We start from the raw sequence: 23,877 nt of genomic DNA on the forward strand, positions 1-23,877 counted from the left end.
CAATAAACCGCTTATGCATTTGCTCAGATATTAAAATGTTATGAAGGAATCTTTTCGATAATAGMGCGAGACTTACCAGCATGCTTGGCTTCGTAGAGCAACTTGTCTGCAACCGCATAAGCTTTTGCTGTATTCCCGATGCAAAAACTGGCACCGATACTGACGGAAACCGCAACTGTATGCTGTTGAGAATAGTATGGAGATGCACGAAGTGCCATCATGATGTTCTCGGTTAATGCGTAAATATGTTCACGGTTAGTTTGTGAATACCATATCGCAAATTCTTCACCGCCAATTCGGCCTATGAGGGTTTCTTCATTGAGCACCTGCTGACATATGTGAGTGAAGTGCTTTAATACTTCATCACCGACAAGGTGGCCGTAATTATCGTTTATAGTTTTAAAATTGTCTAAATCAAGAATCAATAGCCAACCATGGTTTACGGTGCTTGCTTCTTCAAATTGATCCCAGAAGTGACGTCGGTTTGCAATACCCGTTAATGTATCAAAATATGCTAGCTTTTTAAGTCTGTGATTTGCTGCGATTAAGGCGTTCGTTCGTGTTTTAACTTGCTCTTCAAGTTTATTGTTTTGAGCTTCTAATAACGCATTTAGCCGCGCGGTTTCTTTTTGCTGGCTATCTAATTGACTGATTGTATTCGCAAGGTTTGAGGTCATTTGGTTAAATGACGTTGCAAGTTGCCCCAGTTCATCATCTCGCTCGTTATCGTTGATACTTTCCTTTCTTCCAAGACTTATCTGCTTTGCTGCTTGAGTTAGCTTCTTAATTGGAGACAGGATATGAATAGTGGTAATTCTGCCAAAATACAGAGCAAGAATGACCATTAGGCTGGTGAACGCGATTGCTGAGTTTTTGGCTGCAATGAGGGTTGGCGAAAAGTCTGCTACTGGTGAGTAGAAGACAAGGCTTAGGTTATATGCAGGGCCAATCGGATAATTGGTAACAAAACCAACCCATTCATTGTCATCATGTGTGAAATTTTGGATTATTTCGCTATTTTGCTTATAGCCATGGGTGAGTTGATACAGAATTGGTGTGTCTTCTTCTGTTATGTATTGGAGTTTTCCGTTGGTTGCAGCATGCTCAATATCAGTACTGGCAAGGATCTTTTTGTGTTCATCAATGATAACGACTGAGCCATTTTCACTTAATTTACTGCCTTTGAGCTTATTGATAACACTGTTCAGTGTTAAATCAATCCCCCAAACACCAAGAGGAGTACCGTTTTCATCGCGAAGTGCTTTGGTTAAGCTTATGCCGAGTATATTATGATCAATGGCGCCAGGGTATATATTGCTCCACACAGCCCGCTCTGATTTCAATGCATTCTTGTACCAGTCTCGCTCTCTTGCATCGAAGAATTCTATTTGTTTTATTAATGACTTAGTTTTGCCGTAATAGTCGGTTGCATAGCTGGATAATGGTCCTGCCATAGCATTATCAGACTCAATACGTGTAAATCGTTTCTCTGGGTCAATGCCAAATGAAACTACCCCCCCATCGAGGTTAGAGAAATAAAAATAATCAATGGCATTATGATGGTTGAGCATATGCACGATATGCTCAAAAAGCAGCTCTTGGTTTTCGATCAGCTTAGGAAGGTCATCATTGTAGCGCTCTTGGTGTAAGTAGACGTGGTCTGCTTCAGAAAAGAAGTTATCGATTTGAGCTTTAACTGACTTGCTTGAATGTAGATAGAGTCTTTCAATCGTTTGTAGAACAATTTTTTCAGAACTTTGGTACCAAAGAAGGCCAATAGGTAATGCCGTTAATAATACGAAAACTGTCAGTATCAGTTGTATGTGTATACCCAGATTGTTAGACAGTTTTTTTAGCATGATGAACCAGACAGTAGTGATATATATTGGTAGCATAAAATAGCATTGGAAGAATATCCTGTTCTTGGCAGTAGTTCAAATACACTTACTTTTTAGATGCCAACCAAGTTGATATTATGTGCGTAATTGAGTGAGTATTAAGAGTTAATAAATTAAAGGTGTCTATATGTTTACCGGAATTGTGCAAGGAACAGCAAAGGTCATTGCGATTGATAAAAAAGAGCGCTTTCAAACTCATGTCCTTAAGCTTCAGCCTGCTATGCTGTCAGGGCTCGAGATTGGTGCATCTGTCGCGCATAATGGCTGTTGTTTAACGGTCACCCAGATCGATAATGATTTAATATCGTTCGATTTAATGCAAGAGACGTTAGCAGTAACGAACTTGGGTTTGTTAGACGTTGCTGATTCGGTAAACATTGAGCGTGCAGCGCGATTTGGTGATGAAATTGGTGGGCATTCAATGTCTGGTCATATCAATAGTATGACTGAGATTTGTGACATTGAATCAACAGCAAATAATTGTACGATATGGTTTTCTATTCCGGCGGGTTTCAATAAGTATATTCTACGAAAAGGCTATATCGGACTTGATGGGTGTTCGTTAACAATCGGTGATGTTGAAGAGCAACGCTTTAATGTTCATTTAATACCGGAAACGCTGCAGCGAACACTGTTTGGCTCTCGCAAAGTGGGGGAGAAGGTGAATCTTGAAATCGATCCTCAAACCCAAGCAATCGTAGATACTGTTGAGCGAGTGCTTGCACAGCGGTCCATTATTTAATGCTCGTTTAAATAGTAAAACCCCTGAATCTCCCAGGGGTTTCATCGTAAATTAAAATATTTGTTCGTCGTCGGCGTCGACGAATAAATTGATGGTTTTATGAAGTTCATCGACTTGCATATTTAAATGTATGGCATGACAGCAAGCTGGGCAGTCATCGTAGAACTCTTGGCTACCGGCACTGGCGTCAAGTGTAATATGAATATTATGACCACAGTGTGGACACGCAACAGATTGCTCTGTGTAATTTCTCATTGTTACTCCTTGGTACGTGCATGGCACATACTTTCACTATAACTCGCTTCCTTACTTTCTTGTATTTTTTACCTATCACGGCGTCATTTATATCGACATCATAATTGGATTTCTTTTTAGACTTTAGCGTTTGCGATTGGTTTTTGCCTCAAATTAAGGTGAAAGTTTGACAAACCATGTACTTCTAACAATGAATGAAAAACTGAAGAGATAATTGTCTTAATCCACTGGTAATTTTAGTTTTTTTATTTTTTCTATAAAAAACAATCGGTCAAAACGGGGACAAAAACGAAGTTAAAAGCAAAATATAAATGGTGTAAAAATAACATATGTTATATTTGCACCATTTAAGTGCACTGGAAGAGCTATAGCGATTTACTTATGTGCGTATTTAGTTCGAGTAACAATCTAAGTTTACAATCTGTAGTTATTTAGATGAGATCAGTAAGCCAGCCATGTCAAAAATAGCAGCTTGTAATAAGGGGCTTGTATCCCTACATGGGGTATAAAAAGAGGATGAAAAACGCCCGCGTCGATAGACACGAGCGTTTGAAATTACCATAAATACGGTTTGTTTTTTAGGCCTAATTGGTGCTATTCACCACGTAACCCCAGTTTCTCGATAAGCTGTTCAGCTTGGGTAATGTAGCTGCCACCGAAGAGGTTGCAATGGTTAAGAACATGATAAAGGTTATATAAATCTTTTCGTTCACGGTAGCCTTCATCGAGTGGCCATATTGATTGATAGCCATCGTAGAAGCGTTCTGAAAAGCCACCGAACAATTCTGTCAGCGCAATATCACACTCTCTATCCCCCCAGTAACTAGCAGGGTCGAAAATGATGGGGCCACTAACGGTTAAGGCGGTGTTGCCATGCCATAAGTCACCGTGGAGTAGTGATGGCTTTGGCTGGTGGTTCATGAGTAGTTGAATGACTTGGCTGGTGATGGTATCGATATTACCCAGTTCAATGCCTTTTTCTTGGCATAGCTGTAATTGCCAAGCGATACGCTGTTCGGCAAAAAAACGACACCAGCGGCGACGCCATTTATTCGGCTGCGGCGTCAACCCGATATAATTATCTAAGTCAAAGCCGTACTCACCTTGCTCACCCCAAGAGTGCAATCTGGCAAGTTGTTGCCCCAAAATATAAGCAGACTCATCATCCATTACTTTCGTTGGGAGATAGTTAAGGATGAGAAAAGACTTGTCTTTGCTTGTCCCCATATGGATAAATTGAGGGACTTGAATACAGTCAGATTCGTTGAGGATATGAAGGCTTTCAGCTTCTGTTTCAAAAATAGCGGATTGCTCTCTGTCATTTAGTTTGACAAAAAAGCGCGCTATGCCATCACCAATGCAATAGCATTCGTTGATGTCGCCACCTTCGACCGTTTCTTTTTCACTTATCTTGAAAGGCTTATCCAAAACCTCAGAAAGTTGATGAGAAATCGCTTGCCACATAGCACCCTCCACGAAACATCAATAATTTGGTGTTCACCAGTTACCCTCATAGTAGTCTATTTATTGCACAAAGAACTGTGTGCTTATCAAGGTTTTATGTTGTTGATTGTTTAGAATTGGTGGAAATGATAGCTAAATCAATATTAAGGCTATGGCGAGAGTTATCGATAAACATAAAAAAGCCGGGTAGCTACCCGGCTGATAAATGTGTTTTTTAACCGTAAACTATTTAGTTAAAAACTCGGTAGAAATTGAGAAGGCATCAAATTGTTGTAGTTTGCTTCTAATAACAGTTGATTGGCTTTTTCAATGTCAGGTGAAAAGTAGCGGTCTTTATCATAAAAGCTCACTCTAGCCCGAAGCATTTCTTTTGCTTGCTCAATACGCTCAGAGCTACGGTTAGGTTGCCTAAAGTCAAGACCTTGCGCAGAGGCAAGCAATTCGACGGCAAGAATCCCTCGGGTATTATCTCCCATTTCTTTTAATCGACGACCCGCAAAGGTTGCCATTGATACATGATCTTCCTGGTTGGCTGATGTAGGAAGGCTATCGACAGAGGCCGGGTGGGCGAGACTCTTATTCTCACTGGCGAGTGCCGCGGCGGTAACTTGCGCGATCATAAAGCCGGAATTCACGCCGCCATTATCGACAAGGAACGGTGGAAGTTTGCTGAGGCCGCTGTCAATGAGTAGCGCCATTCGACGTTCTGATAAACTGCCAATTTCAGCAATCGCTAAAGCCAGATTATCCGCAGCCATTGCTACAGGCTCTGCATGGAAATTACCGCCAGAGATAATATCGCCATCATCAGCGAAGACTAATGGATTATCTGACACGGCATTTGCTTCGACAACAAGAATGTCTGCAGAGTTGCGGATTTGCTGAAGGCAAGCCCCCATTACTTGGGGTTGGCAGCGTAATGAATAGGGGTCTTGTACTTTCTCACATTGCTGATGAGACAGACCAATTTCACTTTCTTTACCAAGTAAGTGCCGGTAAGCCGTTGCAGCATCGATTTGGCTGCGATGACCACGAACTCGATGAATGCGGGGATCGAATGGACGACGGCTACCAAGCGCAGCTTCAACAGACATCGCTCCACATACAGTACCAGCGGCATATAAATCTTCCGCAGCAAATAAGCCTTCTAGTGCAAACGCGGTAGAAGCTTGTGTGCCATTCAAGAGTGCTAAACCTTCTTTTGGCGCAAGTGTGATGGGTTCAAGACCTGCGATTTTTAATGCCGCAGCACCACTAATAAGCTCTCCTTTATGGCGAGCTTCACCTTCACCAAGCAATACTGTGCTCATGTGTGCTAACGGTGCGAGATCGCCTGAAGCACCAACTGACCCTTTTTTAGGGATACAAGGGTACACTTCAGCATTAAGAAGGGTGACTAAGGCGTTAACAACTTCTGGGCGAATACCGGAATAACCCCGAGCAAGGCTATTGACCTTTAATGCCATCATTAGCCGTACGGTATGATCTTCCATGAACTCGCCAATACCCGCAGCATGAGAGAGTACAATGCTGCGCTGAAGGGTTTCCAGATCATCCACTGCAATACGAGTATTAGCAAGCAGGCCAAAGCCAGTGTTTATGCCGTATACGACTTTATCTTCAGCAATAACTTGTTCTACAGCTTGAGTGCTTGCCAGCATGTCATCATACGCTGATTTATGGATTGATAATGTAACCCTATGACGGCTGATATGTCGTAACTGAGTGAGAGATAGCTTGCCTGGGTTGATTTCAATTTGATACATATTACGTCCTTACTCTATCTATCAGTGGCTATCGTTGATCAGTGTTGATCATTGGCAAATCGAGGTTTTGTTCTTGAGCACAGTTAATCGCAATGTCATACCCAGCGTCTGCATGTCGCATGACACCAGTCGCAGGGTCATTGCGTAATACACGACTGACACGATCGGCTGCGTCATCACTGCCATCACACACAATAACCATGCCTGAATGCTGAGAGAAGCCCATACCAACACCACCGCCATGGTGTAATGAAACCCAAGTCGCGCCAGATGCGGTATTTAATAACGCATTCAATAGCGGCCAATCAGAGACAGCATCAGAACCATCCATCATGCCTTCAGTCTCACGGTTAGGACTGGCGACTGAACCTGAATCGAGATGATCTCGACCAATAACGATAGGGGCCTTTAATTCGCCGTTCTTAACCATTTCATTAAAGGCTTTGCCTAGGCGTGCTCGGTCTTTTAAGCCCACCCAACAAATACGAGCGGGTAAGCCTTGGAACTGAATACGTTCACGTGCCATATCGAGCCAATTGTGTAGATGAGGGTTATCAGGGATAAGCTCTTTAACTTTCTGGTCGGTTTTATAGATATCTTCAGGATCACCCGAAAGTGCTGCCCAGCGGAAGGGACCGACACCTTCGCAAAAGAGAGGGCGAATATAAGCAGGTACAAACCCCGGGAAGTCAAAAGCGTTTTCAACGCCTTCTTCTAGCGCCATTTGACGAATATTGTTGCCGTAATCGACTGTGGCTGAACCCGCTTCTTGTAGCGCGAGCATGGCACGGACTTGTGTTGCCATTGAGGCTTTAGCCGCTTTTACCACGCTAGCTTCATCATCTAGGCGCATTTTCGCAGCATATTCCATCGTCCAGCCTTGTGGTAAATAACCATTAAGTGGGTCATGCGCTGAGGTTTGGTCAGTGGTGGCATCAGGAACAATGCCACGTTTAACGATGTCAGCATAAACGTCTGCGGCATTGCCAAGTAAGCCGACAGAGACAGGTTTGCCCGTTTGTTTGGCTTGTTCAATGATTGCCATAGCGTCATCAAGGGTATGCGCTTTGCGATCGACATAGCCAGTACGTAATCGGTAATCAATACGGCTTTCATCACACTCAACGGCAATCATTGAAAACCCTGCCATGGTCGCGGCTAAAGGTTGTGCGCCACCCATACCGCCAAGTCCGCCAGTTAGAACCCAGCGACCTGAGCTATCACCGTCAAAATGTTGTTTTGCCATTGCGACGAAGGTTTCATAGGTGCCTTGAACGATGCCTTGAGAGCCAATGTAAATCCAGCTACCAGCGGTCATTTGGCCGTACATCATCAGGCCTTCTTTATCTAACGCGTTAAAGTGTTCCCAGTTAGCCCAGTGAGGAACGAGGTTAGAGTTGGCAATTAGTACACGCGGCGCATTGCTGTGGGTTTTAAAGACACCGACAGGTTTACCGGATTGAACGAGTAAGGTCTCATCATCTTCTAGCCGCTTTAGTACTTCGACGATTTTGTCGTAACACTCCCAATTTCTGGCCGCACGGCCAATCCCACCATAAACCACTAATGCGTGAGGGTGTTCGGCAACATCAGGATGTAAGTTGTTCATCAGCATTCGTAGTGGTGCTTCTGTCATCCACGATTTAGTATTCAGTGTGGTACCTGTGGGTGCAATAATGCTTCTGCTTTCATCTAATCGAGGTGTTGCGTGGGATGTTGGCTGTGTCATTTGGCTCTCCTTGCAATTTACTGCCAGTTATTAGTGTTTTATTTGCACGCTATATATGCATTTATCGTATTAGGGCAGTATGTTTGGTTAACGTAGGGCACGGGCAATGGTCCAAGCTAGTCGGGCGGCAAGCCGTGCAGTTTGATTATCAATATCGAATCTAGGATTGTATTCAGCAATATCAGCCACAAGCACTTTGCTATCGCCTTGTGGTGTCTTGGCTTTAAGTGCTAAAGCGATTAATGACTCTATGATTTCAATCGGCACGCCTCTGGCGGCTGGAGCGCTAACCCCTGGTGCTACTGCGGCTGGAAATACATCCATATCGATTGTTAGGTATAGGTAATCGTTGGCATCAATGAAGGCTTGCAGTTCGGCTTTAGTTGACTCAAGTGTTTGTTGGGTCAACGCCTCATCATCTTTATACAAGACATTCAACTTACGCGCTTTTTGATAAAGCGCTTGTGTATTACTACTTCGGCTTAGACCAAAGCAGGCATAGTTGAAAGGCCAGCTTTGTAGTTCACAAAAGCGTGCAATTTGATGAAAAGGAGTACCAGAACTACCTTGCTCTGATTGTTGGCCTGCGGGCGGGTTCCTTAAGTCAAAATGTGCGTCAAAATTAATAATGCCGATTTTTGGGGTATGGATAATGTCACGGTATTCAGCACTCTTCCCGTCATTAACATGTTGCTTTTGAAGCAGGTAATAACCTAACCCTTGAAAGGTTCCCCATGCCATTTCATGGCCTCCACCAAGGACGATGACCTTATGTTTTTGGCGTAGGGCATGGCATACATCTTCCCCGAGTCGGTGTTGGGCTAATTCTAAATTACCGTCGTCGCAGTAAATATCACCGCCATCGTAGACAGGCTCAGTATGATGCCATGCGAGGTTTGACAGGGCTTTACGAATTGCAATGGGCGCGTCAAATGCGCCAGTGCGCCCTTTATTTCGGGCAACACCTTCATCACAGGCAAAACCTAGCAATAGAATACCTTCTTCGTTTGCCTGATCGGCCGGTAATACTTTTTGGTGCCAACGTTGGCCTAATTCACCATCTTCAGTATCGGCTCGACCGCTCCAAACTGTCATATCTACGGGCATGGGATACTCCTTATTTGTTGTGATGAAATATATGACCGTCAACAACGCGAAATTTTAAATCAGGAACACCAAGGCGATAAGCAAGCTCTGCTGGTTGGCTTAAAGACCACACGGCAAGATCTGCATCCATCCCCGATTTTATTTGCCCTCGAGTTTCGCCTAATCCCAATGCTTTTGCTGCATTGACGGTAACGCCACGAAGGCATTCTTCGGGGGTTAGCCTGAAAAGGGTACAGCCCATGTTCATCATTGTTCGTAGCGAAGCAATAGGCGAAGTACCTGGGTTGAAATCAGTGGAGATCGCCATCGGTACATTAAGTGCTCGAAGTTGCTCAATCGGTGGTTGCTGAGTTTCTCGTAAGAAATAAAACGCACCGGGTAGTAAGGTGGCGACGGTACCATTGTTGGCCAACGCCACAACGCCTTCTTCATCGAGATATTCTATGTGATCAACTGACAGCGCTCCCATACTTGCAGCAAGAGCACTACCACCAAGATTGGACAACTGCTCTGTATGGCCTTTTATCGCAAGGTTGTGGTGTTGAGCCGCTTCAAATACGCGTTGGCATTGGGCTGTTGAAAAACCAATGCCCTCACAAAAAACATCCACAGCATCGGCTAGGTTCTCTGCTGCGGCTGCAGGGATAATTTCATTACACACCAGATCAATGTAGCTATCGGCATCATTGGCAAACTCAGGGGGTAGTGCGTGGGCTGCTAGTAATGTTGTCGAAACCTTGATATCCGTTCTTCGACCGATACGGCGTGCCACACGCAGCATTTTGAGTTCATCATCAAGGGTTAGTCCGTAGCCAGATTTAATCTCGACAGTCGTAACACCGTCATTCTTTAGCCCTTGTAATCGTGCTAAAGCCAACTCAAACAAGGTATCTTCACTCGCTAAGCGCGTCGCTCTCACCGTGGAAAGAATTCCACCACCAGATTTAGCAATAGCCTCATAAGGGACACCTTGTAAGCGTTGTTCAAATTCACCTGCACGGTTACCAGCAAAAACGAGGTGAGTGTGGCAATCAATTAAGCCGGGTGTGACTAAAGCACCCTGACAATCAATAATGTCAGGATGCCCGTGACAGTCATAATCACTGGCAATACCGGCAAACATAATCTTGCCACTTTCAATACCAATCATGGCATTTTCGATGACTTGATAATTTGTTTCAGCATCCATTGTGACCATCTTTAAATTAGTCAGCACTCTGTCCATGTTTTGGCCTATCTCTGTTATGTATATACAAATAAATAGGCAATTAAACAGAAAAACTCAAGATGCAATGTAAATAGATTGTGATCGTTGTTGTAATTATTCGCTGCCAGAGCTGCAAATTTGAGAGGAAAAGCAATGTTCTAATTGATATGAATAGTTACTTATACGCAGATCAGAACATTATGTTATTTAGACGGCAGTACGTGAACTGAGCTTATATTTGTCACCAGGGTGATAGAGTAGGGCTGTGCTAATGAGCTTATGATTACTCCATGTTCGACGATTTAACAGTAAGCATGGGCATTGCGACGTAACATGAAGTAAATCGGCTACACGCTGGTTAGGGAGTAGTGCCTCGACTGTGTGTTCGATATCGCTGAGAGGGCAGGTTTGCACCAAGTATTCGTTAGGGGTTTGTTGTGAAAAGTCTTGGTCAATGTAGTCGGGTACAAAATCAGGGTTCACCCAGCGCTCTTCAAGTTGTATGGGCGTGTTATTCTCAAAATGGACAATTTGGGTGAAATAAACTCTCGTGCCATGCTTAACGCCTAACCGTAACGCAATATCATCGCTGGCTTGTATGGTTATTTGTTTAATAACATCAGACGCATAGTCATGGCCTCGTTGCTTTACTTCTTCAGCAATATTGCGGATTTCCATTAAAGGAGATTCAGCTTTTTTGTGACAGACAAACGTACCAATCCGAGGCGTTCTTTTTAGGAGCCCCTCTTTAACGAGATCACGTATGGCTTTGTTGGCTGTCATTCGACTTACATTAAATTGCTCTGAAAGCTCAATTTCGGTGGGGATTTTATGCCCTGGCGGCCATGAACGACTGCTGATTTTATCGTTAAGGTAGCATTTTATTTGAACGTAACGTGGAGAATGAGCCATGGTTGTATCCTTAATTGCCTATACAAATCAAAGCAACTTTTTTTCATAATTTCAAGTTATTGAGTAAATTACCGTGAGCTTGCTACAGTATTGGCTGGTAAAGAAGATTACTTTAATAGAGGTGAATATGGTCCCATTGGAAATGCTTTTTTTAGCACGATTTGAAAGAGATATTTTAGCCGGGGATAAAACGATCACAATACGTGATGAAGCCGATAGCCATTACGAGATAGGGCGTACTATCGATGCTGTTATTTATGAAGAAGGCAGAGTCTTTGGGCAGCTTCAGGTACTTGGTGTGGAACCTGTTCTTCTGAGTGAGTTAAATGCAAATCATGCATTCGAAGAAAATATGACGTTGGAACAGTTAAAAGACGTGCTTGAAGAAATTTATCCCGGGACAGAGCAGTTATACGTTGTTAGTTTCAAGCTAATTTAAAATAATTAGCCTGTGTCTTTGCAATCAGTAACAGGCGTTTGTTATATTTGCCGCTTCGTTTTTGTATTTGCTCGCCGCTCAGTATTGCGGTAGCGGTATGAAAACTGCATTTATTTCATAAAAGTTTCTCTAAGCTTTTTAAATTCAACATGTGCTACTTGGTATGTGGCACCACTGTGAAAGGACATATACATGCCTGTAATTACTCTTCCTGACGGCAGTCAGCGTCAATTTGACGAAGCAGTTTCAACGTTTGACGTTGCACTATCAATCGGCCCTGGTCTTGCGAAAGCTTGTATCGCTGGTCGTGTTGATGGTGTACGTGTTGATGCTTGCGATTTAATTGAAAACGACGCAAGCCTAGAAATCATCACAGCAAAAGACGCAGACGGCCTAGAAATTATCCGTCACTCTTGTGCTCACCTTCTAGGTCATGCCATCAAGCAGCTATACCCTGATGTGAAAATGGCGATCGGTCCTACGATCGACAACGGTTTCTACTACGACATCGATCTTGAGCAATCACTAACCCAAGAAGATTTGGAAGCGATTGAAAAGCGCATGGTACAGTTGGCGAAAACCAAGTACCAAGTGATCAAGAAAAACGTTAGCTGGCAGGAAGCTCGTGATGCATTTGAATCACGTGGCGAAACCTACAAGATGGAAATCCTAGACGAGAACGTTTCTCGTGATGACCGTCCTGGCTTATACCACCACGAAGAATACATTGATATGTGTCGTGGCCCACATGTACCAAACATGAGCTTCTGTCAGCACTTTAAACTGCTGAACGTTGCGGGTGCCTACTGGCGTGGTAACAGTGATAACAAGATGCTACAGCGTATCTACGGTACTGCTTTCCAAGACAAGAAGTTGCTTAAAGCACACCTTGTTCGTTTGGAAGAAGCGGCTAAGCGTGATCACCGTAAAATTGGTAAGCAGCTTGATCTATTCCATATGCAGCAAGAAGCGCCAGGTATGGTGTTCTGGCATCACAACGGTTGGACTATCTTCCGTGAGCTAGAAGTTTTTGTTCGTGAAAAACTGACAGAATACGATTACCAGGAAGTTAAAGGTCCACTAATGATGGATCGCGTGCTTTGGGAACGTTCTGGTCACTGGGATAAATACGCTGAAGCGATGTTCACAACGAATTCTGAGAACCGTGAATACGCTATTAAGCCAATGAACTGCCCGGGTCACGTGCAAATTTTCAACCAAGGTCTAAAATCATACCGTGATTTACCATTGCGTATGGCTGAGTTTGGTGCGTGTCATCGTAATGAGCCATCAGGCGCACTACACGGTATTATGCGTGTTCGTGGCTTTACTCAAGATGATGCACATGTATTCTGTACTGAAGCTCAAGTGCAAGAAGAAGTTACATCTTGCATCAAAATGGTTTATGATACTTATCAGACATTTGGCTTTGCCAACATTGTCGTTAAATTATCTACGCGTCCTGAACAGCGTGTTGGTTCTGACGAAATGTGGGATAAAGCGGAATCAGATTTGAAACTTGCCCTTGAATCTATGGATATCCCATATGAGATTCAAGAAGGCGAGGGTGCATTCTACGGTCCTAAGATCGAGTTTACACTACACGATTGCTTAGATCGCGCTTGGCAGTGCGGTACCGTTCAGTTAGACTTTGCGCTTCCTGAGCGTTTAGGTGCAACATATGTAGGTGAAGACAATGAACGTCACACGCCTGTTATGATTCACCGTGCTATTCTTGGTTCACTAGAGCGTTTCATCGGTATTCTTATTGAAGAATACGCTGGTTTCTTCCCTACGTGGTTGGCACCTCAGCAAGCTGTTGTGATGAACATTACTGACAGTCAGTCAGAATATGTACAAGAAGTAGTAAAAAAACTGCAAAAAAGTGGAATTAGAGTCAATGCGGACTTGAGAAATGAGAAGATTGGCTTTAAAATCCGCGAACATACTTTGAAGCGAGTGCCTTACATGCTAGTTTGTGGAGACAAAGAAGTCGAAGCAGGCGAGATTGCAGTTCGTACTCGCAAGGGTAAAGATTTGGGTAAATTTAAGATTGATGATCTTGTTGCATTCTTGCAGGAAGATATTAGCAGTCGCAAGCTCAATGTTTTGGAGGAATAAGGTATTAAAGGCGGAAGAAGAACCCAAGCACCAGTTAAACAAAATGCACATCGTTTAAATGGTGAAATTCGTGGCGTACGTGAAGTACGTTTAACTGGTCTAGACGGTGAATCAGTTGGTGTTGTTTCTATTGAAGAAGCAGTGAATCTTGCTAATGAAGCTGGTGTAGACTTAGTTGAAATTAGCCCGAATGCCGAGCCACCAGTTTGTCGTGTGATGGACTATGGCAAGTACCTGTTCGAAAAGAGCAAGGCTGCTAAAGATCAGAAGAAAAAGCAAAAACAAATCCAGATCAAGGAAGTTAAATTCCGACCTGGTACAGACGAAGGCGATTATCAGGTAAAACTGCGCAACCTGAGTCGTTTTTTAGAAGAGGGCAACAAGGGCAAAGTCACGCTACGTTTCCGTGGACGTGAAATGGCCCACCAGAGTCTTGGTATCGATCTTCTAAATCGTATTAAGGAAGACCTAGTCGAACTAGCTGTCGTCGAGAGCTTCCCTAATCGAGTTGAAGGTCGTCAAATGACGATGATGCTTGCTCCAAAGAAGAAGTAATTAAGGCATTCAAGTAGCTAAAAGCGCTGCTTAACCGCAGCGCTTTTGTTCGCCTTACTACTATGTTATTAACTATCAACAATGCGGAGTCTCATCATGCCTAAGATGAAATCCAACAAAGGTGCTGCTAAGCGTTTCAAGAAAACTGCTGGTGGCTTCAAGTTTAAGCACGCAACTAAGCGTCACATCCTGACTAAACGTACTACTAAGAACAAACGTCAGCTTCGTCCAAACGCTATCCTTCCTAAGTGTGAAGTGGCAGCTGTTGCACGTATGCTTCCGTTCGCTTAATCGTTTTTTAGTTTTATATTTTTAATTTTAGTTAGGAGTCTCCTATGCCTCGCGTAAAACGTGGTGTACAAGCGCGTGCACGTCACAAGAAAGTTCTTAAACAAGCTAAAGGTTATTACGGTGCACGTTCACGTGTTTACCGCGTAGCTTTCCAAGCTGTTACTAAAGCTGGTCAATACGCTTACCGTGACCGTCGCAACAAGAAACGTACTTTCCGTCAACTTTGGATCGCACGTATCAACGCTGCTGCTCGTCAAAATGGTATGTCTTACAGCCGTTTCATCAACGGTCTTAAGAAAGCGTCTATCGAAATCGATCGTAAGATCCTTGCAGATATCGCTGTATTCGACAAAGCAACTTTCGCAGTGCTAGTTGAAAAATCAAAAGCTGCACAGTAATTACTGTTTAGTTTGATGTTGAAAGGAGAGCCTCGGCTCTCCTTTTTTCGTTTCTGAGCCCAAAGAGCCCCGTCTGAATAAAAGCTATTCATACAAGACACTTGATTGCCGAACTATTGATTTTTAGGCATAGATCAATAGCCGTACTTGTACTTTTAATTGAAAAGCTATCAAGTTTAGGTTTAGTGTAGATAATTACATTGGCCTAATTAAGAAGCACATAGAATGGTAACAACGGTACTTGTAACAGGATTCGAACCTTTTGGTGGTGAGCAGATCAATCCAGCTCAGATGGTCTTATCACAACTAAAATCCCCAATTTATAACGCCAAGTTTGCACAAGCTGGTGTTTCCCTTCACACGAAAGTACTTCCAGTTGTTTACCGTGAATGTATTGAACACTGTCAGCATGAAATTGATTTCTTAAAGCCTGATATTGTTTTGATGCTTGGACTGGCGGCAGGCAGAGATAAAATCAGTTTCGAAAAAGTAGCCATTAATCATGATGATTATCGAATACCTGATAATCAAGGCAACCAACCGATTGATGAGCCCGTTGTGATGGAAGCCCCAGCGGCATATTTTACGACGTTGCCAATTAAAGCAATGGCATTGCATGTATCGGCTGCTGGTATCCCAGCTGAAATATCTTATTCCGCAGGCACGTTTGTTTGTAATCATCTTTTTTATGGTATTAGTCATTACCTCGCTAATTTTCATGACAAAAAAATCAGGTGCGATTTTGTCCATATCCCACTATTGCCTGAGCAACAACAAGAGCCAACCCAACCTAGCATGCCAATAACAGACATGGTGGAAGGGATCTTTGAGGCGATAATTTGTGCTGCAAGCCAGCGCCATGACCTAAAGGTGACCGCTGGAACAATAAGTTAATTTTCGGACAAGACACATAACGCCACTTCTACCGTGATTTCTTTCACGTTTTTCTGAACATTAATTGTTAATTTATAAATTATATTGTTTATTGGTCGCGCTTTATAAATTCAGGCGTGCGATAAATTATGTGCTTCAAAAATTAAAGACTTCTCTTACATTAACCCGAACATAACGTGATTTTTAACGTTTGTGTGAAGGGAGAGGATACGCATTAAATCTTGCGTATTTTACAGAACTAATGGAAGAGGGAATATTGTGGCAGCACTGAATAGAACATTGTTGGTGGCAGCATATCTTGGAATCATGAATGGTGGTGCTTTCGCTACCGAGCCCCCTGAACGTATAACGCCGACAATTGTTGGTGGAGAAATTGCGAACACCTCACAATGGGGTTTTTATACGCAGTTAGTAAGCCGGAATGGAAATCGCTCATTTTGCGGTGCCAGCTATTTGGGCGATGGTTATGTGTTAACCGCTGCTCATTGTGTTGATAATGACTCACCAGATCAGCTAGCAGTTAAAGTTGGTGGGTTTCAATATAACGGTAGCGATGGACTGCGAGCGAATGTTTCCAATATATACATCCATCCTAGCTTCAATGCGAGTACGCTCTCAAATGATATTGCGATCCTTAAAATAGACCGCGACTTACCAACGGCAAAACGAGTGGAGGTTGCACAAGGTGCGCTAGCTCAGTACGCCTCTCCCGGAGACATTTTATCTGTTGCTGGACTTGGAAGGTTGCAAGAGGGAGGGAGCTCACCTGTGCAGCTAATGGCTGTCGATATCCCTTTAGTGTCTGATGCGGTCTGCCAACAAGCTGGTGGAAGCTATGCCAATGTTGGTGCTGTTAGCTTTTGTGCCGGTGTTGCCGCTGGGGGGAAAGATTCTTGTCAGGGCGATAGCGGAGGGCCAATCGTTATAAACCAAGGTGGCGTTATCACGCAGCTTGGCATTGTGAGTTGGGGGATTGGCTGTGCTCGACCTGGTAAGTATGGGGTATACAGTGATGTAGCTGAGTTGCATTCTTGGGTTGACAGTATCATTACCACACCGAGCAATAATGTTGCTGTTGGTTATACAGCATCACAACAGTTGAGCGACTTCGATTTGGGTCAAATTAAGTCGCATCAGTTTGAAATCACAAACATAGGTATGAGCCCGTTTACCGTTAACAATTTCAGTTTAACTGCAGGTGGTGTTGCAACATCTGTTGTTGAGGTATCAGATAGCTGTAGACAAACTCAATTGAATGCTGAGGCATCGTGCTATGTTGCGGTTGAATTTTCGGCTACTTCGGCTGGTCAAGCATCGGTTACGCTAGATTTTACTATTGACCAAACTACAACTACTTACCGTGCCGTTGCTGTGGTAAATGTTAGTGATGCCAGCTCCACTGGCACTTGCGACAGGGTGTGGGACTCGGGGCAAGTTTACAATAGTGGGGATGTCGTCTTATGGGAAGGAAAGTTGTGGCAGGCGCAGTGGTGGAACCAAGGTTCTAACCCTAACAGCTCAGGAGAATGGGGTGTATGGCAGCTTACTGACAGTGTGAGTTGTGGCGGGTTATTACCTGTTCCTCCAACACCAGAGCCAACCCCGCCAACGAGTGGTGCACCATATATTGCAGGGGCGAGTTACCAATCAGGCGATATCGTAAGCCATAACGGGGTAACTTATGAATGTCTCCCATGGCCAAATGGACTCTGGTGTTCGGAAAGCCCCGCTTACTACGAGCCCGGTGTAGGAAGTGTTTGGCGGGATGCTTGGAAGCAGCTTTAAACGATAGCTAATCAAGCGCCAAGCACAAACTAAACTAGGGCAATAGCCCGCGTAAGGCGGGCTATTTGAGTGCTAAGCGATTTCAACTAGCCTTGGCTTTGATGCGTATACTATGCGTTGAGCTGTAAGTGTTATCCCAGTCATGACTAAAAAGAGTAGGCTGAAAATTAATAGCTTTGAATTCAGTATATTTTCAACGGCTGAACTTGTTGGGTTAAAAGATCCACCCAAATTGATAAGAGCGTTTGAATAGCCCAGAATAAACCAGCATACGGTGGTGCTACAGACTACGGTAATATGCTGGCGAATTAGCTTATGGATTGTGTTATCAATCTGTTTAAAGGCATGCAAGGCTAAACAATAGCCTATCACCGCGCATATGACAGCGGTACTAACTACGATCAGAGAATTGGCATCAAATTGCGATGTATTGTCGGCTGTTTGCATTGTAAAAAACAACAACCAGTAAGCATTAAGTATAATTGCTGATTCACGATAGGTTTTAATAACATCATGACTGATACATGCCCGATATATTGCCCTTACCGTAAAATATAAACCGATATTAATAACAAACATAGTCGGTGCTAATAAACTTTGCAGTATGACGCTATTGGCTTGTTGGCTCATCATTTCAGGAACTCGATAATAGCCTATCATCCAAAAAGCCGTACCTTGCATTATTTGGATGATGCCGTGATTTAGATAGATTTCACCGCTATGAGTGCCTACTTTACTAATTATTGATGATTTATGCGCATTGGGTGAACGGATAGCCAAGCACACAAGCGATAGAGTGAGCGGAATGGTTGAAAGGTAATAATCAGCAATTTTCCCGCCATGCGATTGGATTAGCGTTAAGCCTTCCCATAGCGATGTCATCATAAAGAGCACACTTGCCACCAGTAAATACTGCCACTTTATTTTTCTTAGCTTATCTTGCCATTGTGGTTTAGCGAGATGGTAGCCCAGAGTGACATAGAACAGGGCAAAAAAGAGGGGATCGCGAGATTGGTTGAATATATTGTTAGTGTCATTGAAGAGCTCGAAAGCAATAATGTTTTGGTAGCCCTGTCCCGTTAATCCTACAAGATGTAATACGGATGCAATAGCAAGTAGCGCTGCTGTCTGTTTGCTACGGACGGCAAGGAACAAAACGCCAATTGAAATGGAAAGAGCCATTAGAAACCACAGTATTTCTGCGCCCCAAGTCCCTAGATAAAAAATGCTACTAAGGTTACCTGCCCGCCAGTCATCACGACCTATACCAAAGGCTAATAGATAAACCATTGTCCAGCTGATGTACATCAACAGCAGTTGGCCAAGGTATTTTTTTGTATATGGCCAGCCACCATCTTGGACTTTATGGTAAAAGAGAAAGCCAGCGATAACAAAAAACACCGGAACGGCGAAACGCGCAGCAATATTAAAGCTCAGGTAATATTGATTATGCTCAATGCCAGAAAAATAATAGAACACACCATAGTGAATGAAAAATATGGCTAAAATAGACAGTAATTTAAGGCTATCAAACGTATAAATCCTTTTCATCGAAGCTCCCTATGTATCGATAAACGCTAAATATAATCAAAATAAAGTGTTAGCCGGCATCACTCTTGGATAAAACGGACAAGTTTTTAAAACCTCGAGGTGTCAAGCCTGTAAATTTTTTGAATTGTCTAATTAAGTGCGACTCATCGTAATAACGGTGGGATTGGTAGAGTACATCGATACCCTGATGTGCGATGATCTGAATGCTGGATTGAAACCGGACGATGTCCGCGTATTGTTTAGGGGTCATGTCTAAGTTATGTAGAAAAAGACGACGTAAATGCCGACTACTGACGCCTCTCTCTCTCGCCCACTGCTCGTTGAGAGCATTATTCCCAAGTGCATCTTTTATTGATTGGAATGCCGATAAAAACGGCTTTTGTTTATGGCTATCAGTAATCGTTTGGCACTGTAATTGTTGGGTAACCCAAAGCTCGACTAGATGCACTTTTTGTTGGAATTCTGGTTCACTGTTTAGTGCTATTTCAAGGTGACTTAATGGACGGGAGGATAAATCAGCCCATGATTGGATGCGTTCATGTTGTTTAATTTCTATAGGAATAAAGCGTTGACGCATTCCAGGCATAAAAGTGATACCAAAGAGTTTTGCGGGGCCGATTATTTGCCGTTTTAATGGAAAGATGGCAGGTAAGCAAAGATGGCCCAAACTGCAGTTAGGCGCTGTGATGCTGACAAGGTGCTGGCAAGTATCAGGTATGGCGGTATAGTCAAAAATACCTGCTGGAATAGAGACCTCCCAACAGCTTGAAATATACGGCCTCAGCGCAGGGGTTAACAGAGCCCATCGATGTTGGCCTTCTCCTAGCTGCAAAGGTTGATAGAACGGGAGAGGCGAAGAGGGGGTCGGGTTCATAGGCTCTGTGACTGCAATGCTTTTTCATTTATGAGTATTTAATCGCTATTTAGATGTCAGGTCTGTAGCGCTTAGTTACTTTCATCTGATTTCATTAGAAACCTTGTTTTCACTCGTGAATTTCTACCCTTTAATGTTCTGATTGCAATGGTGTTAATCCGTATCTGTTTCCTGTTCCCGAATTATGCATGGTGTCTCTAGTGGCGAGAAAATGACGTCATTTGTAAACAAACTGAGGAAAGGGGATCTTTTTCGTTCAATTCAGTTCTTTTCGTGCGATTGGATTTGGATTTAGACGCATGTTTCTTTAGTATGTATCGTTACGCGAATTTATATCTCCCTAATGGACGCCACCTGTGGGTGGATGAGGAAACGATGCAACATCTAGACGAGATTATTGCCAACGCAACGGCAGCTATTGAGCAGGCTGATTCATTAGTCGCTCTGGACGAAGTCCGAGTTCAGTACCTAGGTAAAAAGGGTCACTTAACCCTTCAACTACAACAGCTAGGTAAATTACCACCAGAAGAGCGTCGCACTGCTGGTCAAGAAATCAATAAAGCGAAGCAAGCAGTTCAAGCATTGCTAGTGGCTCGTAAAGATGCCCTACAGCGTGCAGAGCTAGAAGCTAAACTTGCCGCTGAAACGATTGATGTGACTATGCCTGGTCGTCGTATCGAAAATGGTGGTATTCACCCTGTTACTCGTACGATCGAACGTATTGAAAGTTTCTTTGGTGAGCTTGGTTTTACAACTGAAGCTGGCCCAGAAATCGAAGATGCTTTCCACAATTTCGATGCATTGAACATTGCTGAAGATCACCCAGCTCGTACGGATCACGATACTTTCTTCTTTAACCCAGATTTGATGCTTCGTACGCACACATCTGGTGTTCAGATCCGTACTATGGAAGAAAGCCAGCCGCCACTACGCTTTATCGCGCCTGGTCGTGTTTATCGTAATGATTACGATCAGACGCACACGCCAATGTTCCACCAAGTGGAAGGCATGCTAGTTGACGAAAATGTTAACTTTGCACAGTTAAAAGGCACGTTACATGACTTCTTATGCAACTTCTTCGAAGAAGAAGTTGAAGTACGTTTCCGCCCATCTTACTTCCCGTTTACTGAGCCTTCTGCAGAAGTAGATGTTAAAGGCAAAAACGGTAAATGGTTAGAGGTACTTGGTTGCGGTATGGTTCACCCGAACGTACTTCGTAGTGTAGGTATCGACCCTGAGAAATACTCTGGTTTCGCATTTGGTATGGGCGTTGAGCGTCTAACTATGCTTCGTTATGGTGTAAACGATTTGCGTGCGTTCTTCGAGAACGACCTTCGTTTCCTAAAACAATTTAAGTAATCCAGAGGTTTAATCACTATGAAATTCAGCGAATCATGGCTTCGTGAGTGGGTTAGCCCTGCGGTTACCACTGACGAACTAACACATCAAATTACAATGGCTGGCCTAGAAGTAGACGACGTTCTACCTGTAGCCGGTTCATTTACTGGCGTTAAAGTGGGTCAGGTTGTTTCTTGTGAACAACACCCAGATGCAGACAAACTGCGCGTAACCAAGGTCGACGTCGGCGCTGAAGAGCTGCTAGATATCGTGTGTGGTGCGTCAAACTGCCGCCTTGGTATTAAGGTTGCTGTTGCGACTGTTGGTGCAGTACTGCCAGGTGATTTTAAGATTAAGAAAGCAAAACTACGTGGTCAACCATCACACGGTATGCTTTGTTCTTTCTCTGAGCTAGGTATCGATGTTGAGTCTGATGGCATCCTAGAATTAGCTGAAAGCGCAGTACTGGGTACTGACTTCCGTGAATTCCTAGGCCTAAATGACGTAACTGTTGATGTTGACCTAACAGCAAACCGTGCTGACTGTTTCAGTATTCGTGGTCTTGCTCGTGAAGTTGGCGTTTTAAACCGTGCTGACGTGACTGAGCCTGCTGTTGAAGCTGTTGCTCCGTCAATCGACGATACCGTAGCTATCGAAGTTAAAGCTTCTGAAGCGTGTCCTCGTTACCTTGGCCGTGTTGTTAAGAACGTGAATGTGAAAGCTGAAACACCATTATGGATGCAAGAAAAACTGCGTCGTTGTGGTATTCGCTCTATCGATCCTGTTGTTGATATCACTAACTTTGTTCTTCTAGAGCAAGGTCAGCCAATGCACGCATTTGATCTTGCAAAGATTGAAGGTGGCATCGTGGTTCGTATGGCGGAGCAGGGTGAGAAACTGACTCTTCTAGACGGTACTGAAGCAGAGCTAAACGCTGACACATTAGTTGTAGCAGACCACACTAAAGCACTAGCAATCGCTGGTATCTTCGGTGGTGAAGAGTCTGGTGTAACAGGTGAAACTAAAGACGTACTACTTGAGTGTGCATTCTTCGCACCTGATCATATTCGTGGTCGCTCACGTAGCTACGGTCTTCACACTGATTCTTCTATGCGTTTTGAGCGTGGTGTGGATTTCGCACTACAACACAGCGCAATGGAGCGTGCAACACAGCTTCTAGTTGAAATTTGTGGTGGTGACGTTGCTCCTGTTGTTGGCGTTGAATCTGAAGCAGATCTACCTAAGCCAAACACCGTTGCGCTACGTCGCACTAAGCTGGATAACCTACTAGGCCACCACATCGCTGATGCTGATGTTGTTGAGATCCTAGAGCGTTTAGGGCTTACTGTTGAAACAACTGCTGAAGGTTGGACTGCGACAGCACCAACATGGCGTTTTGATATCGCAATCGAGCAAGATTTGATTGAAGAAGTTGGCCGTATCTACGGTTACGACAACATTCCAAATCAATCACCTGTTGCTGCACTAAGCATGAATGATCATAAAGAAGCTAACTTACCGCTTAAGCGTGTACGTGATCTTCTTGTTGATCGTGGTTACCACGAAGCAATCACTTACAGCTTCGTTGAGCCAGAGCAGCAAAAATTGATCGTTCCTGAAATTGAGCCGCTAATTCTGCCGTTCCCAATTTCAGCTGATATGTCAGCGATGCGTCTTGGTTTAATCCAAGGCCTATTAAACACTGTTGTTCACAACCAGAAGCGTCAGCAGCCTCGTGTTCGTCTATTCGAATACGGTCTACGTTTCATTCCTTGTGAATCAGCAGAAAACGGCATGCGTCAAGAGCCAATGCTAGCAGGTGTTATCGCTGGTAACCGTAGCGATGAGCATTGGGACATCGAAAGCAATACTGTTGATTTCTTTGACCTTAAAGGCGATCTAGAAGCTGTGCTTGAACTGACTGCAAATGATGTTGCATTTGGCTTCAAACCAGCAAAACACCCAGCACTTCACCCAGGCCAAACAGCAGTAATTGTTGTTGATGGCAAAGAGGTTGGTGTTATCGGTACGGTTCACCCAGAGCTAGAGCGCAAGTTTGGTCTTAACGGCCGTACTGTTGTGTTTGAACTTGAGTGGGATGCAATGAATACTCGCGTACTACCTGAAGCCGTTGCTGTTTCTAAGTTCCCTGCAAACCGCCGTGATATCGCTATCGTAGTAAACGAAGATGTTGCTGCTGGTGATGTTGTAGCAGCTTGCCGTGCAAACGGTGGTGAATTGCTAACGGGCGTTAACCTGTTTGATGTTTACCGTGGTAAAGGTGTTGAGGAAGGCCAGAAGAGCCTTGCTATTGCACTATCACTACAATCTGTTGAACGTACGCTAGAAGAAGCTGATATTGCTAATGCAGTAGAAGCAATTGTAGCAGCACTTGCTGAAGGTTTTGGTGCAAGTCTACGTGACTAATTGAAGTACTTCTCGAACGAATAAATGTCGAGAATACTGTAAAACGGTAATTTTTTAAGTTATTGTTTTATAAAAGCAGCCAGAAATGGCTGCTTTTTTTTGACCTGAATCTAATAATTATAAC

At 43.7% G+C, this 23,877-nt stretch carries 20 protein-coding genes; 10 read left to right on the top strand and 10 right to left on the bottom strand.

The features are described from left to right. Positions 1 to 38 precede the first annotated feature (38 nt). Positions 39 to 1,859 carry a sensor domain-containing diguanylate cyclase gene (locus L4D09_RS07715; RefSeq protein ID WP_428456907.1) on the bottom strand — a complete coding sequence of 607 codons (1,821 nt, stop codon included), beginning with the start codon at positions 1,857 to 1,859 and terminating at the stop codon, positions 39 to 41. 166 nt (positions 1,860 to 2,025) lie between these two features. Between L4D09_RS07715 and L4D09_RS07720 the strand changes: the two genes are divergently transcribed. Further along, the gene (locus tag L4D09_RS07720; protein ID WP_428456908.1) at positions 2,026 to 2,640 is read left to right on the top strand and encodes a riboflavin synthase subunit alpha; all 615 of its coding nucleotides are present in this window, start codon (positions 2,026 to 2,028) and stop codon (positions 2,638 to 2,640) included. Positions 2,641 to 2,691: 51 nt separating this feature from the next. On the opposite strand, the gene L4D09_RS07725 is transcribed toward L4D09_RS07720, so the two are convergent. The 7 genes from L4D09_RS07725 to hutC form a co-directional block, all read right to left on the bottom strand. Beyond that, positions 2,692 to 2,895: a CPXCG motif-containing cysteine-rich protein gene (locus tag L4D09_RS07725; protein ID WP_428456909.1), complete on the bottom strand. Its 204-nt coding sequence runs from the start codon at positions 2,893 to 2,895 to the stop codon at positions 2,692 to 2,694. Between the two features lie 594 nt (positions 2,896 to 3,489). Further along, positions 3,490 to 4,359 (bottom strand): fructosamine kinase family protein, encoded by an 870-nt coding sequence (locus L4D09_RS07730; protein WP_428456910.1) that lies wholly within the window; start codon positions 4,357 to 4,359, stop codon positions 3,490 to 3,492. 233 nt (positions 4,360 to 4,592) lie between these two features. Beyond that, complete coding sequence (gene hutH, locus L4D09_RS07735) at positions 4,593 to 6,125, bottom strand: histidine ammonia-lyase (protein WP_428456911.1); 1,533 nt, start codon at positions 6,123 to 6,125, stop codon at positions 4,593 to 4,595. A 28-nt stretch (positions 6,126 to 6,153) separates the two neighbouring features. After that, positions 6,154 to 7,854 (bottom strand): urocanate hydratase, encoded by a 1,701-nt coding sequence (gene hutU / locus L4D09_RS07740; protein WP_428456912.1) that lies wholly within the window; start codon positions 7,852 to 7,854, stop codon positions 6,154 to 6,156. An 87-nt stretch (positions 7,855 to 7,941) separates the two neighbouring features. Continuing rightward, the gene (gene hutG / locus L4D09_RS07745; protein WP_428456913.1) at positions 7,942 to 8,961 is read right to left on the bottom strand and encodes a formimidoylglutamase; all 1,020 of its coding nucleotides are present in this window, start codon (positions 8,959 to 8,961) and stop codon (positions 7,942 to 7,944) included. Positions 8,962 to 8,971: 10 nt separating this feature from the next. Beyond that, positions 8,972 to 10,186, bottom strand: coding sequence for an imidazolonepropionase (gene hutI, locus L4D09_RS07750; protein ID WP_428456914.1), 1,215 nt, complete (start codon positions 10,184 to 10,186; stop codon positions 8,972 to 8,974). 189 nt (positions 10,187 to 10,375) lie between these two features. Continuing rightward, positions 10,376 to 11,080, bottom strand: coding sequence for a histidine utilization transcriptional repressor HutC (hutC, locus tag L4D09_RS07755; RefSeq protein ID WP_428456915.1), 705 nt, complete (start codon positions 11,078 to 11,080; stop codon positions 10,376 to 10,378). 142 nt (positions 11,081 to 11,222) lie between these two features. On the opposite strand from hutC, the gene yqfB reads away from it, so the two are divergent. The 7 genes from yqfB to L4D09_RS07790 all read left to right on the top strand — a co-directional run bounded on the left by yqfB (position 11,223) and on the right by L4D09_RS07790 (position 17,563). Then, entirely contained in the window at positions 11,223 to 11,519 is a 297-nt protein-coding gene (gene yqfB, locus L4D09_RS07760) for a N(4)-acetylcytidine aminohydrolase (RefSeq protein ID WP_428456916.1), read from the top strand. Between the two features lie 192 nt (positions 11,520 to 11,711). Further along, positions 11,712 to 13,640, top strand: a complete 1,929-nt coding sequence (gene thrS / locus L4D09_RS07765; RefSeq protein WP_428456917.1) for a threonine--tRNA ligase — start codon at positions 11,712 to 11,714, stop codon at positions 13,638 to 13,640. 3 nt (positions 13,641 to 13,643) lie between these two features. Next, a complete protein-coding gene (gene infC, locus L4D09_RS07770; protein ID WP_428456928.1) occupies positions 13,644 to 14,195 on the top strand; it encodes a translation initiation factor IF-3 in 552 nt (183 codons plus the stop codon). Positions 14,196 to 14,291: 96 nt separating this feature from the next. Next, entirely contained in the window at positions 14,292 to 14,486 is a 195-nt protein-coding gene (gene rpmI / locus L4D09_RS07775; RefSeq protein WP_036832349.1) for a 50S ribosomal protein L35, read from the top strand. A 44-nt stretch (positions 14,487 to 14,530) separates the two neighbouring features. Continuing rightward, on the top strand, positions 14,531 to 14,884 hold the full coding sequence (gene rplT / locus L4D09_RS07780; protein ID WP_428456918.1) for a 50S ribosomal protein L20: 354 nt from the start codon (positions 14,531 to 14,533) through the stop codon (positions 14,882 to 14,884). Between the two features lie 225 nt (positions 14,885 to 15,109). Continuing rightward, on the top strand, positions 15,110 to 15,778 hold the full coding sequence (gene pcp / locus L4D09_RS07785; protein ID WP_428456919.1) for a pyroglutamyl-peptidase I: 669 nt from the start codon (positions 15,110 to 15,112) through the stop codon (positions 15,776 to 15,778). Positions 15,779 to 16,084: 306 nt separating this feature from the next. After that, positions 16,085 to 17,563, top strand: a complete 1,479-nt coding sequence (locus L4D09_RS07790; RefSeq protein ID WP_428456929.1) for a trypsin-like serine protease — start codon at positions 16,085 to 16,087, stop codon at positions 17,561 to 17,563. A gap of 72 nt (positions 17,564 to 17,635) precedes the next feature. On the opposite strand, the gene L4D09_RS07795 is transcribed toward L4D09_RS07790, so the two are convergent. Together L4D09_RS07795 and L4D09_RS07800 are read right to left on the bottom strand one after the other, a co-directional pair. Then, positions 17,636 to 19,114 carry an acyltransferase family protein gene (locus L4D09_RS07795; RefSeq protein WP_428456920.1) on the bottom strand — a complete coding sequence of 493 codons (1,479 nt, stop codon included), beginning with the start codon at positions 19,112 to 19,114 and terminating at the stop codon, positions 17,636 to 17,638. A 49-nt stretch (positions 19,115 to 19,163) separates the two neighbouring features. Beyond that, complete coding sequence (locus L4D09_RS07800; protein WP_428456921.1) at positions 19,164 to 19,988, bottom strand: helix-turn-helix domain-containing protein; 825 nt, start codon at positions 19,986 to 19,988, stop codon at positions 19,164 to 19,166. Positions 19,989 to 20,363: 375 nt separating this feature from the next. On the opposite strand from L4D09_RS07800, the gene pheS reads away from it, so the two are divergent. Together pheS and pheT are read left to right on the top strand one after the other, a co-directional pair. Then, entirely contained in the window at positions 20,364 to 21,347 is a 984-nt protein-coding gene (pheS, locus tag L4D09_RS07805) for a phenylalanine--tRNA ligase subunit alpha (protein WP_428456922.1), read from the top strand. An 18-nt stretch (positions 21,348 to 21,365) separates the two neighbouring features. Next, entirely contained in the window at positions 21,366 to 23,753 is a 2,388-nt protein-coding gene (gene pheT, locus L4D09_RS07810) for a phenylalanine--tRNA ligase subunit beta (RefSeq protein WP_428456923.1), read from the top strand. Positions 23,754 to 23,877 lie beyond the last annotated feature (124 nt).

Origin of the sequence: Photobacterium makurazakiensis, from assembly GCF_050336715.1 — a bacterium.
GTDB classification, from domain to species: Bacteria; Pseudomonadota; Gammaproteobacteria; order Enterobacterales; family Vibrionaceae; genus Photobacterium; species Photobacterium makurazakiensis.

Bases quoted from the DNA above. Each gene is read 5' to 3' on its own strand.
- L4D09_RS07720 (WP_428456908.1), top strand. From the start codon at position 2,026: ATGTTTACCGGAATTGTGCAAGGAACAGCAAAGGTCATTGCGATTGAT.
- L4D09_RS07725 (WP_428456909.1), bottom strand. From the start codon at position 2,895: ATGAGAAATTACACAGAGCAATCTGTTGCGTGTCCACACTGTGGTCAT.
- L4D09_RS07730 (WP_428456910.1), bottom strand. From the start codon at position 4,359: ATGTGGCAAGCGATTTCTCATCAACTTTCTGAGGTTTTGGATAAGCCT.
- hutH (WP_428456911.1), bottom strand. From the start codon at position 6,125: ATGTATCAAATTGAAATCAACCCAGGCAAGCTATCTCTCACTCAGTTA.
- hutU (WP_428456912.1), bottom strand. From the start codon at position 7,854: ATGACACAGCCAACATCCCACGCAACACCTCGATTAGATGAAAGCAGA.
- hutG (WP_428456913.1), bottom strand. From the start codon at position 8,961: ATGCCCGTAGATATGACAGTTTGGAGCGGTCGAGCCGATACTGAAGAT.
- hutI (WP_428456914.1), bottom strand. From the start codon at position 10,186: ATGGACAGAGTGCTGACTAATTTAAAGATGGTCACAATGGATGCTGAA.
- hutC (WP_428456915.1), bottom strand. From the start codon at position 11,080: ATGGCTCATTCTCCACGTTACGTTCAAATAAAATGCTACCTTAACGAT.
- yqfB (WP_428456916.1), top strand. From the start codon at position 11,223: ATGCTTTTTTTAGCACGATTTGAAAGAGATATTTTAGCCGGGGATAAA.
- thrS (WP_428456917.1), top strand. From the start codon at position 11,712: ATGCCTGTAATTACTCTTCCTGACGGCAGTCAGCGTCAATTTGACGAA.
- rpmI (WP_036832349.1), top strand. From the start codon at position 14,292: ATGCCTAAGATGAAATCCAACAAAGGTGCTGCTAAGCGTTTCAAGAAA.
- rplT (WP_428456918.1), top strand. From the start codon at position 14,531: ATGCCTCGCGTAAAACGTGGTGTACAAGCGCGTGCACGTCACAAGAAA.
- pcp (WP_428456919.1), top strand. From the start codon at position 15,110: ATGGTAACAACGGTACTTGTAACAGGATTCGAACCTTTTGGTGGTGAG.
- L4D09_RS07790 (WP_428456929.1), top strand. From the start codon at position 16,085: ATGAATGGTGGTGCTTTCGCTACCGAGCCCCCTGAACGTATAACGCCG.
- L4D09_RS07795 (WP_428456920.1), bottom strand. From the start codon at position 19,114: ATGAAAAGGATTTATACGTTTGATAGCCTTAAATTACTGTCTATTTTA.
- L4D09_RS07800 (WP_428456921.1), bottom strand. From the start codon at position 19,988: ATGAACCCGACCCCCTCTTCGCCTCTCCCGTTCTATCAACCTTTGCAG.
- pheS (WP_428456922.1), top strand. From the start codon at position 20,364: ATGCAACATCTAGACGAGATTATTGCCAACGCAACGGCAGCTATTGAG.
- pheT (WP_428456923.1), top strand. From the start codon at position 21,366: ATGAAATTCAGCGAATCATGGCTTCGTGAGTGGGTTAGCCCTGCGGTT.